Origin of the sequence: Psychrobacter sp. SCQQ22, from assembly GCF_015864605.1 — a bacterium.
GTDB lineage: Bacteria > Pseudomonadota > Gammaproteobacteria > Pseudomonadales > Moraxellaceae > Psychrobacter > Psychrobacter fozii.
The window spans coordinates 206289-221447 of sequence record NZ_JADYWZ010000005.1 but is presented as its reverse complement, the minus strand read 5'-3'; the positions used below and the strand labels follow the sequence as shown (position 1 = coordinate 221447).

The following is a 15159-nucleotide window of genomic DNA, read 5'->3' as shown; positions in this document are numbered from 1 at the left end:
CCGACAACTTCTGCCTATCTGTCAGCCATAATGGTTGTTTTGGTGTTCTTATTGAAAGTGTCTCTAAGGATGATTCATTATGCACAAATGTATTTTTATACTACGTGAAAAGTATGTATAACGATATAAAAAATATCGTTATTAGTATAAATATAGTTGATTTGTGATAACAAGATGTAAATGCACAAGCGGATATATCTTTTAAGATAAAGCATGCATTTTATAAAGTATAAGTCAGATAACCAAAATGGCTAGAGAAGTATTAACCGATAATATCTGGGAACCGTTCCTTTGATGCCGATGGATATCCGCTCGATTTTAAAATCACTGAGAGTGAAGTCCATGACAACCAAGTTGCAGGTAAATTGATTGAATTAATTGAAACGATTTGACGAGCTGATTACTTTATCGCTGATAAAGGCTATGATTCAGAGGTTACTAGAGATAATGTTCGCATGCATGGCATGATGCCTGTCATCCTTAAAAGAGCGAACGCCAAGCAGTCTAGACCAGAATTTGATAGCTATTTGTACAAGTTACGCCATGTAGTGAAGAATGTGTTTGCGAGACTCAAGCATTTTCGTAGCATTTCTACTCGTTATGAGAAGTTGGCTCGCAATTTTAAGTTTATACTTTACCTAGTGTGTACTCAATTCATTGCAAAATGAATTGAGTACACGCCTAGAATACACCCAGAGATTATTAATTTTTCTAGTTAAAATCTATTCAATAGCGATCACTTTTTGCATCTCATTTTGATGTCCTAAATTAGCATCGGTTAAGTTTCCAGATTTACTTCTTTTCTCAGTCTGGTCTACTATTTTGGCACCTACTAAATCACCAACGACATTACCAAAGGTGAAGATCATATCGACCAAAATATTGATACCTGCGGTGAGCGCAACGATTTCAATAGACAATCCCGCTTGGGTAAAGACGATAGACATACCGATTAATCCAGCACCTGGCACACCAGCCGTACCAATCGCAGCCATAGTGCCAATGATGACAATGGTGGCCAATTCAGGTACCGACAGTGACATCCCCATGATTTCTGCTGCAAAAATAACAGCGACACCAAAACGTAATGCCGTACCATTCATGTTTACGGTTGCACCAATAGGCAATGTCAGTTTGGCAACACGCTCACCAATACCTGCTTTTTCTGCGCATTTAATGGTAATCGGTAGTGTGCTCAGGCTACTGCTGGTCACAAATGAGGTAAAGGCTGCTTCTTTGATGTTTTTATAGAATTGAATGACTTTCACGCCAAAGAGTTTCAACATGATTGGGAACACAACACCCACCAATATGATGACGCCAAGGTATGACGTACCAATGAATTTACCCAGCGCAATAACGACATCCAATCCTTGTGTGCCGAAGGTATTAGCAGTGATGCCCAATACGCCAATCGGTGCATATAACAGAATACCATTCAATATTTTAGAGACGACTTCGTTACAGGCTTCGAGCATTTTAAATAAAAAATCACCCATCTCTTGTTGCTTCTCATCTGCCGAATGGCGCATGAATAAAATAGCCAATCCAGAGATAACAGCGACAAATACGACCGCGAGAATATCACCTTGAGCAAAAGCATGGAAAATATTACTGGGTACCATATTCAGTAAGGTATCAATGAAAGATGGGCGAGCAGGGGCATCCATAGTTACGGCGGTCGGTAACGAAAATCCTGCACCAGGATTGGTCATTTTTGCCAAAACAATACCGACGACCACCGCAATACCAGTCGAGACGATATAAAAGGGGAATATTTTTAGTCCTATCCGACCGAGTTCTTTAGGGTTGGAATGGTTGACTGCGACCATCAAAGAGAAAAGAACAAGAGGTATCACGACCATTTTTAATAAGTTTAAAAACAGGGTTCCAAGCGGTGACAGAAAGCTACTGTGCTCGCCCAATGCCAGTGCCAAAAAGATACCTATTAAAAAGCCGCCCGTCATTTTTACCATGAATGACATACTGGTATACCAACGCCAAATTATTCCCATTACTATCTCCTGTTATTTACAATATCTGTTACTGACCCTTAAAAGGATATATCGAGATGGGCAAGAGAATATTTTGATTTTAGACATTCCATTGTCCAGTCCTGTATGATTCAAACGCTTTGGCTTGATACGGATGCAGTCAGTTTTCAGACATGTGATATTAGAATTTTTCCTTAAGGTAAAGATACTAAACACCAACAATCACTGAAACAAGCGAATTAATTTATGGCGAGCATTCCTTTTTTTCTTACTGATGGAGGAATTTTCGCCTATTGTTGATGAACGCTTGGGCGCTTTACTCGATATATAATCGATCAATTTAAAGCAGATACAGAACGGTTGGGATGGGTTTTACAGCCTTTGGAATGTTTGATACACAGCAAGCGAGGCAGGATTATACCAGCAGAAAACAGGATTACCATTTATGTCACCGTCATTTTGAATTGACTGTGTTTCGAATTGGATACATATAACCACAATTACTATTTTGGATTTAAAAATAAGTTATGAAAACGGATACCAACAGTTCGCTAGATTTTAGAAAATATCCTTCAACCAAAGCTTTACAATGTTTTGAGACAGCAGCTAGACACTTAAGTTTTACCAATGCGGCGCAAGAGATGCTTATGACTCAAAGCGCCATCAGTAAGCAAGTCGCGCAGCTAGAGGAAGTGTTAAATATTGCTCTGTTTTATCGAACACCGCAGAAAATCTCGTTGACACCTGCTGGCAAGACGTATTATTTGGATGTGCTAGATATACTAAAGCATATCGAGATGGCAACGACTAATTTAGTGTCGCACAGTGATAATACCGAGGTATTGAGAATTGTCTCGCACCCGACGTTTTGTTCACGCTGGCTCATTCCTGCGTTGAGTGGGTTCAATGAGGCGTATCCTTTAATCAATGTAGAAATCAAAGAACAGGTTGGTCCGTTTTTTTCTGAAGACCAAAATGTCGATATCGCATTTTTGTATGGCACTGGTATCTGGGGTGGAATGGAGGCAATTAAGCTGTTTGATGAATACAGTGTTGCTGTCTGTCATCCTGACTACTTAAAAGACAAGAAGCCCTTTATTAGTGGTGTTGCTAGCTATACTTTATTGCATCTCAACTCACGCTTAAATGCGTGGTACGAATACTTCGAACAGCAAGAGGTCAGTGTTGATAGTACATTCATTGGTCCACGTTTTGATACGTTTCAGGCATGTATATCAGCGGCATTGTTGGGGTATGGTCTCGCGCTGGTACCACTACGCTTGGTAGAGCGTGAGTTGCAGTCAGGGGCGCTGGTCACCGCATGGGACTATGCTGCAAAAGGCAGAGGGTCTTATTATATGACTTACCCATTATCGCTTGGCGAATCACACAGAATAAAAATCATTATAAATTGGATATCTGCTTATCTTGAAACCTAGGGCAGGTTGAACCGTTAAAAAACGAGTCGTGCTTGTTGGTCAGATAAATATTTACCGCTAATCGATAGTAATCACAGTGCAAGTGCATTTAATTGGAATTTGTTGAAAGGCTTCATAAGACTTTGATTGAACATATATTTATGCTTAGGTCTTTCCTGTTTTAGCTTTGATTTTTTACCACAATGACGAAAAGGAATGAAAGCACAACTATTATTCGTTTGCTGAGTGCATCAGGTTTTGCTGAAATGAGGGTCACATTTAAGGAAGATAAGAGACTCTTAATGGATAAGCTATACAACGTCACTGATGCTTTTACGATGGTGCATCCCATCACCTTAACCAAAGGTAAAAATGCAAAAGTCTGGGACGATAATGACCAATGCTATATTGATTTTGTGGGTGGCATTGGGGTCTTGAACTTTGGGCATTGCCATCCTCACATCGTGACGGCCATTATCAATCAAACCCAATCGCTCATTCATTATGCTTACAATGCAGCTGCTCACACTCCCTATCAAACCTTCATGCCACGATTATGCGAGCTCATTCCTATCAGTGGTGAGCTATCGGGCATGCTCACCAACTCTGGTGCGGAAGCCACAGAAAACGCCATAAAAATTGCCCGTCTTAAAACCCAGCGTGTCGGTGTCATCGCGTTTGATGGTGGGTTCCATGGCCGTACATTGGCTGCTGTTAATCTAAATGGCAAGGTTGCTCCTTACAAGCGAGGGTTGGGACCGTTAGCCGGCAGTGTCTATCACATTCCTTTCCCAAGTCCAGACAACGAGGTGAGTGACCAACAGGCAATCGATGCGCTAAATCGTTTGTTTGAAGTAGAAACTGACATCAGTAATATTGGTGCGATTATCGCAGAGCCTATACAAGGGGAGGGAGGGTTTCAATTAATGTCGCCCTCTTTTGCTCAGTACCTGCGCGCCTTTTGTGATGATCACGGTATCTTGCTGATTATGGATGAGATTCAATCAGGCTATGGGCGTACTGGCTCACCTTTTGCTTTTTCACATTTGGGCATTGAGCCAGATATGATACTGCTGGGTAAAAGCATCGCAGGCGGCTTGCCATTAGGTGCGGTCGTAGGCAAGGCCAGTGTCGTAAATAGTTTGCCTAAAGGCAGTTTGGGCGGTACGTACTCTGGTAATCCAGTGGCGTGTGCAGCGGCAAATGCCACGATAGACATCATGCAAGAGGATGATGTATGGGCATCTGCCAAGCACTATGCGCAAGTGATTGAAACAAGTATCGCGCAATGGCAGGCGGAAGGCGTTTGCCCTTGGCTATATGGTCTCACGGGTATTGGGGCGATGCGTGGTATTGAGCTGCGTCATGCGGAGTATGGATCTCATCCTAGTGTGATGGCTCACGTACTAACCCAAGCACGAAAGCGAGGCTTACTGCTCATGCCAAGTGGCAAGCACCGTCATATCATTCGATTGTTACCACCGCTGACCATCGAGCCTGAAACGCTTCAAGCTGGTCTTGATATTTTAAGAGACGTATTACGTACGATTCCTAATCAAAATCCAGTCGACTGGTTTTAAACACAAATTATTAATAAATGAGTTACCAGAAATAGGCTCTCTCGGTAGCTATAAAAAGGATAAATATCTATGAGTAATAACAGCTTTATGAGTAGCGATGATATTCGCCATCAATTTTCTGTGGCCATGTCAGCGATGTACCAAGCAGAAGTGCCGTTATATGGTGATCTTGTTGATTTGGTCACTGACGTGAACAGCGAGGTTTTAGCTGCTCAACCTGATCTTAAAGCGCAGCTTGAGAATACTGGCGAAATGAATAGGCTCAGTATGGAGCGCCACGGTGCCATTAGAGTGGGTACTGCTGTTGAGCTTAGTCTGATGCGTCGATTGTTCGCGGTGATGGGTATGTATCCTGTGGGCTACTATGATTTAGCCCCTGCTGGCGTGCCCGTACACTCCACCGCATTTCGAGCGACTGATGCAGAGTCATTGAGTAAAAGCCCCTTTCGAGTATTTACTTCGTTATTACGTTTAGATCTCATTGGTGATGAGGCGCTCAAAGAAGAGGCTGTAGCAGCATTGGCACGCCGTAATATCTTTACTGATACTGTTATCGAGCTTATCGAGTCTTTTGAAGCGCAAGGTGGATTGAGTGAGCAAGCAGGCCAGCAGTTCGTCGTTGAGGCACTAGAAACGTTTCGCTGGCATGACAGTACGTCTGTGTCAAAGGCGCTGTATGAAAAACTGTTGCAGCAACATGGTCTCATCGCTGATGTGGTCGGGTTCAAAGGCCCGCATATCAACCACCTAACACCTCGAACGTTGGATATTGATACTGTACAGCACAGCATGAAAGCAAGAGGGATACCGCCAAAAGCAATCATCGAAGGGCCACCAAAACGAAATTGCCCGATTTTATTAAGACAAACGAGCTTTAAGGCACTAGAAGAAGCGGTTCGCTTTAAGAATACGTTGGCCGATGCAGGACAAAGTAGCTATGAGCAAGGCCAACATACGGCACGCTTTGGTGAGATTGAGCAGCGCGGTGTGGCATTGACGCCAAAGGGTCGAGCACTATATGACAAACTGCTGAGTGACGCTCGTGAAAAGCTAGGTGTGACCCCAAATGAAGCCAATGCCTCACAGTATTATCAGATTTTAGAGGCGACATTTGCTGAATTCCCTGATGATTATCAAACGCTACATAGAGAAGGTTTAGCGTATTTTTATTATCAACCAGTGGATAACAGCAATACTGACTTGCAACTCACGAGCTTGGAGACGGCTGAGTCCAAATCCGCGATTATCGAGCTGATCGAAAAAAACGTGATACGTATTGAGCCTATTGTTTACGAAGATTTTTTACCTGTGAGTGCGGCAGGAATTTTTCAGTCGAATCTACGTGACACTGAACAAAGTAGTTATGAGGGAAATTCGAATCAACAGGAGTTTGAAAAAGCACTGGGTACTCACGTTCAAGATGAATTGGCTTTGTATGAGACGACCCAAGCTCAGAGTCTGCAAGATTGTTTTGTTGCTTTGCAAAAGATGGCATAAGTGTTAAACACGTATAGTCGGTTCAAAATAGCAAAACCTCTGTCTCACTATTGATAAAAATAGTGGCAGCTATTAATGCGTTTTTATTTACTATCTTAGGGAATATATCCGGTGAATAATTTTTCAGACCTCTCACAAGGGGTGGTTGATATTATCATACAAAAGTTGCAACAAGATCATGATTTCGACGCCAGCCAAATCAAAACTGATGCTGAAAGCTTAGAGCATTGGGGCAAAGACTGGACCAAGCACTTTGCTGCAGCTGCTGCTGCCATTGTCTTTCCAAAGACTACTGAGCAAGTACAGAGTATCGTATTACTTGCTAATGAACACAACGTCGTCCTGACACCCAGTGGTGGTCGTACCGGTTTGTCTGCTGGTGCTGTGGCGGCTAATGGTGAGATTGTGGTTAGCATGGATAAAATGAATCATATTGGCAAGTTTTACCCTGCCGATCGTATGGTTGAAGTCGAAGCCGGTGTCATAACACAGCAGTTGCAACAGTTTGCCGAATCCAAAGACCTATACTACCCTGTCGACTTTGCCTCAGCAGGTTCTAGTCAAATCGGTGGCAATATCGGTACCAACGCCGGCGGTATTAAAGTCATTCGCTATGGTATGACCCGTCAATGGATTATGGGACTGACAGTAGTCACCGGTAAAGGTGACATCTTGCATCTCAACCGCGGTATGGTCAAAAACGCCACGGGTTATGATTTACGTCAATTATTTGTTGGTAGCGAAGGCACACTAGGTTTAGTCACGCATGCACAAATCAAGCTTGAACGTCAGCCACAAGACTTAAGTGTCATGGTGCTCGGTATGGACAGCTTTAACGATGTGATGAGTGTCTTATCCGCCTTTCAAGCGAAGATTGATTTGACCGCCTTTGAATTCTTTGACGATGTGGCGATTGATAAGCTGATGGCACATGGTCAAGTACAAGAGCCGTTTGAATCTCGCACCAAGTTTTACACGCTATTAGAGTTTGAAGCGCCTTATGAGCCCATCATGGATAAAGCCATGGCGATATTTGAGGATTGTATGGAGCAAGGTTGGGTCGTCGATGGTGTCATGAGCCAAAACCTCACGCAAGCAGCAGAGCTGTGGAAGCTGCGCGAGTATATCTCAGAGACTATCTCAGTATTCACGCCTTACAAAAACGATGTGTCTGTGCTTATCAGCCATGTGCCAGAGTTTATTGAACAGATTGACCACATCGTTAGTAGTAACTATCCTGACTTTGAGGTGTGTTGGTTCGGTCATATCGGCGATGGTAACTTGCATCTCAATATCTTAAAGCCTGAGAACATGAGTAAAGATGATTTCTTTGCCGAGTGTCAAATCGTTAACAAACACGTGTTTGAGACGGTACAAAAATATGGCGGTTCAGTGTCTGCTGAGCATGGCGTGGGCATGACCAAAAAGCCCTATCTACAGTATAGCCGCAGCGAGACAGAGATTAATTACTTAAGAGAAGTCAAAAAAGTATTCGACCCAAACAATATCATGAACCGTGGTAAGATTTTTGATATGTGAGAAGCATGCTAAACGCTTAGCCCAAATAAAAAGACGCTAACCCGAAAGGCTAGCGTCTTTTTTAATATCTTTAATTCTAAGGGGTTGTCTACATACCAGTGCATAATAATGTAATCATAAAATTTTCATTATTTTTTATATATTGGTAAAACATAATGATCAATAAAAAAGTACCTTCAATTTATTGGAAGTTCTTAATGAGGTAGCTTAAATACAGGTTTTTCACAAATCCTAATACTAACAGTATCACCTAAACTCTTTCATGATATGGGTTGTTCCAGTTTTATTTGGATTAGACTATATCAATAAATTCAGAGTATCAAAATCAATAGTATTAGCAGTTCTTTGAAAAGTAAGGATCTACAAATGAAACTTTTAAGTGATGAACAGCAGAGGACTAATCTTTCATTCAAAGTATCAAAAAAGCGTACCCACATTGTGAGTACGCTCAACACTGATAATTATAAGAAAAGAATATCTGAACGAAAGTAAAGTCTGACTCAGACCTAGGTTGCTATAGGTCTATCTAAAGTAGCTGGTGTCACGCTACCATGTTTACTGTCCACTGCTGCAGTAAGATTCACTAAGAAGATAGCGATGGCTGCGATAATACCTGGTATAGCAATAAATAAGAAGTTCATCTGATGGGTCAGCTCTAAGGTGAGTAGCGCACCAGTTAGGATTGGACCTACGATAGCACCAATACGCCCAATACCTGATGCCCAACCCATAGCCGTCGTACGTACAGCGGTAGGATAATATTGAGCCACAAAAGTATAGAGCAGAATTTGTGAGCCGATAGTGGTAGCGCCAGCAATCGCAATAAGGGTATACAGTACAACTTGAGGACTATTGTAGCCAAGTAGTATTAGTGCCACGGCACCAGCGACAAACATAATAGTCAATACAGGTTTTAAATGAAACTTATCGGCCAGTACGCCACCGCCAATAGCCCCAATCATCCCACCAATATTAAGTGCAAATAGAAATAGCATACTAGCACCTAGCGAGTAACCGGCTTGAATCATTAGCTTTGGTAACCAGCTTGCTAAAGCGTAAACCATCAGCAAACACATAAAAAATGCGATCCAAAACATAATAGTAGTGAATCCACGTCTATTCAGAAATAACGCTTTAATTGGGGCATCATCACCTTTGGTGGGTTCGTCCAGTACTAAAGTGGTAGAGGGTGTAACTTTTTCTTGAGGAGCCAATTTTTGAACGATATTTTTAGCTTCATCTTCTCGATTTTCTTTGACCAAATACATCAAGGATTCAGGTAGCATCTTCCATATAATTGGCAATAGTAAAGTAGGAATGCCCGCAATATAAAACATAATTTCCCAGCCAAAATCTAGAACCAAAAAAGATCCTAATAATGCTGACGTCATACCACCAATTGCATAACCACTGAACATAATAGCGACTAAAGTACTACGCATACGTTTCGGTGCGTATTCAGATGTTAGTGCCACGCAGATTGGCATCACGCCGCCAATACCTAGACCTGCAATGAAGCGTAAAGCCGCAAACTGCATAGGCCCACTAGCGAAAGCACCAAAGAAAGTAAAGCTACTGAATAGAGCGACACAGATCATAATTGTTTTTTTACGACCGATCTTGTCAGATAAAGTGCCAAAAATCATGGCGCCAAACATCATGCCGAATAGTGCTGCGCTAGCAAGAAAACCTGCTTGTACCGAAGTTAACGACCACTCTTCCATAAGTAGTGGGAGAGCCACGCCGTAAATAATGAGGTCGTAGCCGTCAAAGATAATAATCAATAAGCACCAAAACAGGACTTTCCAATGAAAAGGTGAAAATTTGGCTTCATCAATAACTTTATTGATGTTTAAGGTTTGAGATTCCATTCATATTCTCCGTTGATGATATCCTTATACGTGCTTTACAAGTTAGGGTTTTACAGATGCTAAGTCAAAAACTATCTAGGTATTAATCGATACCTAAAAGGTATATATTTCCATATAACACTTTATTGAAATAATGTTGGCCTTCATCTTAATTAGAGGAGTGAGTACTTTTATAAAGTATTAGATACGAAGAATGATGCTTGCAGTGAGTGTATGTAAGACAACTAACACCAAAAATTTTCATTGATTTCTAATATAAAAATACCGGATGCGCAGAAAATTATCCATATACTAAAAAAAAATATAGATGATTAAAAATGTAAGATAAATAGATTAAATTAGCCTAATTAATCAAGGCTAATAAATGTGTTTTTTAAAAGCATTTACTGGCGTTATTGTAGGTAATATCTAACATACTCATTAAATGCTTCAGGTTGTTCAATATTTGAGATATGCGAAGCATTGATAGTCGCAAGCGTAGCATTAGGTATATGATCGACCATATATTGGCCATCGGCAACGGTCGTCACTGGGTCTTCAACGCCTGCTAACACTGTAATTGGTACACGAATATCTTTTAACTGTTTGCGAGTATCAGCGATAGATAACACCTCGCAGCAGCTTGCGTAGCCCTCTGCACTGCCAGCCGCAAGAGCGTTAGACAATGCCGCGACTACATCTGGGTAATGATCGATAAAATCTGCTGTGAACCAACGCGGAGCAGCTGTAGCCGCGATAGTAGCTAGACCTTGCTCACGTACCAATCTTGCACGCTCCGTCCATGCTATTTCGTTACCAATTTTCGCGGCGGTATTACATAACATCAAGTGATGGAAGCGATCGGGATGATTGATAGCTAGCCATTGACCTGTTATGCCGCCCATAGAAATGCCACAAAAAAATGCCTTATCAAGATGCAGGTGATCTAACAAATCAATCACATCTTGCCCAAGCTGGTTTAAATTATAAGGACCTTTGGGTGCTGATGATTTACCATGGCCACGAGTGTCATAGCAGATGATAAAGTAATCGGCTTGCAAGGTATCGATTTGTGGTTGCCACATATGATAGCTAGTACCTAAAGAGTTGGAGAATATTAGGGCAGGGTTGCTGCTATCGCCAAAGGTGGCATAGTTTAGCGTGACACCTTTATTTTCAAATACAGGCATGATGAACGTCCTTGTTTTAACTATCGGGTGATTAAGGTTCTCTTTTTGATTTATTAAGCTGGGTGTCTATTTTATTTTGAACGATTAATCAGCTCTCAACACGTTCAATAATCATTGCGATGCCTTGTCCAACACCGATACACATTGAGCAAATTGCATAACGCTTACTCGTTTTTTCAAGCTGGTTGAGAGCAGTTAAGACCAAACGTGCACCTGATGCGCCGAGTGGATGACCAAGGGCAATCGCACCGCCATTCGGATTGACACGTGCGCTATCGTCAGATAAACCCAAATCACGTGTGCAGGCTAGAGCTTGGGCGGCAAAGGCCTCGTTTAATTCAACGACATCCATATCATCAAGTGACAGACCAGTTTGCGCTAGTAGCTTTTTCATCGCTGGTGCTGGGGCAAAGCCCATAATACGTGGCTCAACGCCTACCGTAGTTGAGGCCACGATACGTGCACGCGGCTTCAAATTGAATTCTTTAACCGCTTGCTCTGACGCTATTAAGAAGGCTGCTGCGCCATCATTGATTCCAGAAGCATTTCCAGCGGTTACGGTGCCGTCTACGGTGACGATAGGGCGTAATTTGGTCAACTTTTCAAGTGTAGTATCAGCACGAGGATGCTCATCAGTATCGATGGTGACAGGCTCGCCTTTACGTTGTGAGATGACGACAGGGGTGATCTCATCTTTGAAGAATCCTGACTCTTGCGCCGCTTTAGTACGTTGTTGGCTACGTAGCGCAAATGCATCTTGGTCAGCTCGATTGACATTAAATTGCTCTGCAACATTTTCAGCCGTTTGAGGCATGGTTTCTGTGCCATATAGCTCATCAAGTTTTGGATTGATAAAGCGCCAACCCATGGTGGTGTCTTCAAGATTTTGGCTACGACCAAAGGGTTTGTCTGATTTACCCATCACAAATGGCGCACGGCTCATGCTCTCAACACCACCTGCGATAATTAGATGAGCTTCACCGGCTTTAATCGCACGCGCAGCTATCGCTAACGCATCCATCGACGAGCCGCACAAGCGATTAACAGTAGTTGCAGGAACTTGATAAGGTAGGCCGGCTAGCAATGACGACATACGTCCGACGTTACGGTTGTCTTCGCCGCTTTGATTGGCACAGCCGTAGATGACATCATCTACTTTTACCCAATCAACATTAGTATTACGTTCGATTAGCGTCTTGATGGGGATAGCACCTAAGTCGTCTGCACGTACAGGCGCTAGACCGCCGCCGTAACGACCAAAAGGGGTACGAATGGCATCGATAATATAAGCATTATTTAAACGAGTGATTGAATCAGTCATGGCGATTATCCTGAGTTTTAATTGTTCTAGGCTTTTATTAAGAGGGTTTTTTATTTAGTAGCGTCAATTAGCATTGCACCAGTTAATTCTTGCAAGTCCACAAAACTCATACCATCGACCATTTCAGTGACTATCAGTCCTTTATCAGTGACATCAATAACACATAAGTCAGTATAAATGCGGTCAACGCAGTTTTTTCCAGTTACAGGGTAGGTAAGCTCGCTGACGATTTTAGGATTGCCAGTCTTAGTTGTATGATTGGTCATCACAAAGACTTTTTTAGCACCGACGGCTAAGTCCATTGCACCTCCAACAGCGGGTATCGCATCCTCTGCACCAGTACTCCAATTAGCTAGATCACCATTAGTGGCTACTTGAAACGCACCCAATACGCAAATGTCGATATGGCCACCACGCATCATGGCAAAAGAGTCACCATGATGAAAGTAACTACCGCCATTGAGCATAGTAACGTACTCCTTTCCAGCATTAATCAGTTCGGGATCTTCTTCACCTTTGGCAGGTGATGGACCAAAAGCTAATAGCCCATTTTCTGAATGCAAAAATACGTCTTTATCATTAGATAAGTATTGTGCGATTTTAGTCGGTAGTCCGATGCCTAAATTGACATAGGCTCCATCTGGAATGTCTTGTGCAGCTCGTTCGGCTATTTGGTCACGGGTCAAAACGGTGTAAGAGGTATGGCTCATGATGACGCTCCTTATAATTGGCAGTATTTAGCGGTGGCTACGCTGCAGTATCAGAAAGTTCAGTACTAGTGCTAGCAGGTTGGACTTGCACCACGTGCTGCACAAAAATGCCTGGTGTAATAACGTGCTCAGGATCAAGCTCACCTAGATCAACTGTTTGAGAGACTTGAGCGATAGTCACGTCAGCTGCCATTGCCATAATTGGACCAAAGTTACGTGCAGATTTTCGGTAAACTAAGTTACCCCAACGGTCACCCTTGTTTGCTTTTATTAAGGCGAAATCAGCTTTAATTGGATATTCCAAGACATAGTCTTTGCCATCGATATGACGAGTTTCTTTGCCTTCTGCGAGTAGAGTGCCGAACCCTGTTGGTGTATATACGGCTCCAAGCCCCATGCCTGCCGCTTGAATACGGCAAGCCAAATTACCTTGTGGTACTAATTCCAGATCAATTTTTCCTGCATGATAAAGCTCATCGAATACCCATGAGTCTGATTGACGAGGAAAAGAACAAATGATTTTACGTACCGCGCCCGTTTTTAATAATCTGGCAAGACCATGATCACCGTTTCCAGCATTATTATTAATAATGACAAGGTCTTTAACACCTAAATTGATAAGGCCATCAATGAGTTCAGCTGGTTGCCCTGCAGTTCCAAAACCACCAATCATAATAGTGGCGCCATCTTTAATTTGGCTAAGTACATCCGTGATATTTTTTTCAGCTTTATTAATCATGTTTATGTCCTATACAAAAGTAATATTAGGTATTGCGAGACTTAAATTTTATGCATCTTCGAGACTGTTTTGTTGTTTTAGCTGTTTTATTAATAAAAGTGACGTATATTTTTGCTTATAAAAACAAAGGTAATAAGCATTTTTTGCTTAAAATATAGTAAGCAACCATGCCGATAAGAATGCCCCAAAAAACAGAGCTTAGTCCTAGAAAACTCATACCAGATGCTGTTGCTAAAAAAGTGATTAGCGCTGCATCTCTTTGAGAGTCATCTTTCATTGCTATAGTAATGTTGGTAGAAATAGCACCGATAAGTGCAAGACCGGCTAATGCTGCAACTAGCTCTTTGGGCAGCAAGCTAAATACCATCACGATGCTACCGGCAAGTAGTCCCCCTAATAGATAAAAAATACCGTTTGCTACACCTGCTATGTAGCGTTTCTCTTTTAATTCATGAGCATCCTTACCAGTACAAAGTGCTGCGGTGATTGCTGCTAGGACAATTGTAATACCCCCTACACAGGCGACTGCTAACGAAGCGAGGCTTGTAATACTGACGATAGGCTTGGCTGGTGTGTCATAACCACTAAGATTAAGAATCGCCATACCAGGTAAAAACTGTCCAGTTAAGCTGACAAGAATGAGTGGAATCGCGAGATTGAATACGGCATTCCACGTCCACTCAGGCCATATCACAGTAGGTATGGTAATGGCCAAATCTATATCGACAGGGTTCATTTTTCCTAATAGAACACTTAAAATGACACCGCATAGCAGTACCCAAATCATGGTATAACGTGGTGAAAAACGTTTGGCTACTAAGTAACAGCCAAGCATGCTAAACACGATAAATGGCATCGTATTGGTTGCTACAAATAACTCTAAACCAAATTGAAACAGGATGCCTGCCATCATACCGGCAGCGATACCACTAGGAATCCATCTTAAAATTTTGTCAAAAGATCCAGTTGCACCTACTAAAAAAATCACAATCGCTGATACGATATAAGCGGCTATCGCTTCATTAATACTCATATTCGGAAAGACGGTTACCAATAGTGCGGTACCAGGCGCTGACCAAGCGGTAATAATAGGGGTTTTATACTTAATGGATAAATAGATACCTGATACGGCGGCACCTATAGACACACCCCAGATCCACGATGCCATCATCGTTTCTGATACCTGCGCTGCTTGTGCTGCCTGAAAGAAGATAATTAATGGGCCAGCATAAGAGATTAGTACGGCCAAAAATCCTGCCACGGTGGCAGAGATTGACCAGTCATCTTTCAATGTGTGTATTACGTTTGCCATATTGCTTCC

11 protein-coding genes and 1 pseudogene are annotated in these 15159 nt (G+C 42.2%); 5 read left to right on the top strand and 7 right to left on the bottom strand.

All coding sequences use genetic code 11. From position 1 onward, the window contains the following. Positions 1-293 precede the first annotated feature (293 nt). A pseudogene (locus I6E84_RS08810) lies at positions 294-673 on the top strand (transposase); the annotation flags it as partial. Positions 674-722: 49 nt separating this feature from the next. On the opposite strand, the gene I6E84_RS08805 reads toward I6E84_RS08810, so the two are convergent. Beyond that, positions 723-2015, bottom strand: coding sequence for a dicarboxylate/amino acid:cation symporter (locus I6E84_RS08805; RefSeq protein WP_197217526.1), 1293 nt, complete (start codon positions 2013-2015; stop codon positions 723-725). A 506-nt stretch (positions 2016-2521) separates the two neighbouring features. On the opposite strand from I6E84_RS08805, the gene I6E84_RS08800 reads away from it, so the two are divergent. The 4 genes from I6E84_RS08800 to I6E84_RS08785 all read left to right on the top strand — a co-directional run bounded on the left by I6E84_RS08800 (position 2522) and on the right by I6E84_RS08785 (position 8028). Then, complete coding sequence (locus tag I6E84_RS08800; protein WP_197217524.1) at positions 2522-3433, top strand: LysR substrate-binding domain-containing protein; 912 nt, start codon at positions 2522-2524, stop codon at positions 3431-3433. A 281-nt stretch (positions 3434-3714) separates the two neighbouring features. Continuing rightward, positions 3715-4992, top strand: coding sequence for an aspartate aminotransferase family protein (locus tag I6E84_RS08795; protein WP_197217522.1), 1278 nt, complete (start codon positions 3715-3717; stop codon positions 4990-4992). Positions 4993-5061: 69 nt separating this feature from the next. Continuing rightward, on the top strand, positions 5062-6489 hold the full coding sequence (locus I6E84_RS08790; protein WP_197217519.1) for a VOC family protein: 1428 nt from the start codon (positions 5062-5064) through the stop codon (positions 6487-6489). 141 nt (positions 6490-6630) lie between these two features. Beyond that, positions 6631-8028 carry an FAD-binding oxidoreductase gene (locus I6E84_RS08785; RefSeq protein ID WP_320158636.1) on the top strand — a complete coding sequence of 466 codons (1398 nt, stop codon included), beginning with the start codon at positions 6631-6633 and terminating at the stop codon, positions 8026-8028. 506 nt (positions 8029-8534) lie between these two features. Here the strand turns inward: I6E84_RS08785 and I6E84_RS08780 are convergent. The 6 genes from I6E84_RS08780 to benE all read right to left on the bottom strand — a co-directional run bounded on the left by I6E84_RS08780 (position 8535) and on the right by benE (position 15150). After that, the gene (locus tag I6E84_RS08780; protein WP_194196746.1) at positions 8535-9899 is read right to left on the bottom strand and encodes an MFS transporter; all 1365 of its coding nucleotides are present in this window, start codon (positions 9897-9899) and stop codon (positions 8535-8537) included. 392 nt (positions 9900-10291) lie between these two features. Further along, complete coding sequence (pcaD, locus tag I6E84_RS08775; RefSeq protein WP_197217515.1) at positions 10292-11068, bottom strand: 3-oxoadipate enol-lactonase; 777 nt, start codon at positions 11066-11068, stop codon at positions 10292-10294. A gap of 88 nt (positions 11069-11156) precedes the next feature. Beyond that, a complete protein-coding gene (pcaF, locus tag I6E84_RS08770; RefSeq protein ID WP_197217513.1) occupies positions 11157-12389 on the bottom strand; it encodes a 3-oxoadipyl-CoA thiolase in 1233 nt (410 codons plus the stop codon). A 50-nt stretch (positions 12390-12439) separates the two neighbouring features. Next, entirely contained in the window at positions 12440-13099 is a 660-nt protein-coding gene (locus I6E84_RS08765) for a 3-oxoacid CoA-transferase subunit B (protein ID WP_197217511.1), read from the bottom strand. A 37-nt stretch (positions 13100-13136) separates the two neighbouring features. After that, a complete protein-coding gene (locus I6E84_RS08760) occupies positions 13137-13838 on the bottom strand; it encodes a 3-oxoacid CoA-transferase subunit A (RefSeq protein ID WP_197217509.1) in 702 nt (233 codons plus the stop codon). 115 nt (positions 13839-13953) lie between these two features. Next, complete coding sequence (gene benE / locus I6E84_RS08755; protein WP_197217507.1) at positions 13954-15150, bottom strand: benzoate/H(+) symporter BenE; 1197 nt, start codon at positions 15148-15150, stop codon at positions 13954-13956. Positions 15151-15159 lie beyond the last annotated feature (9 nt).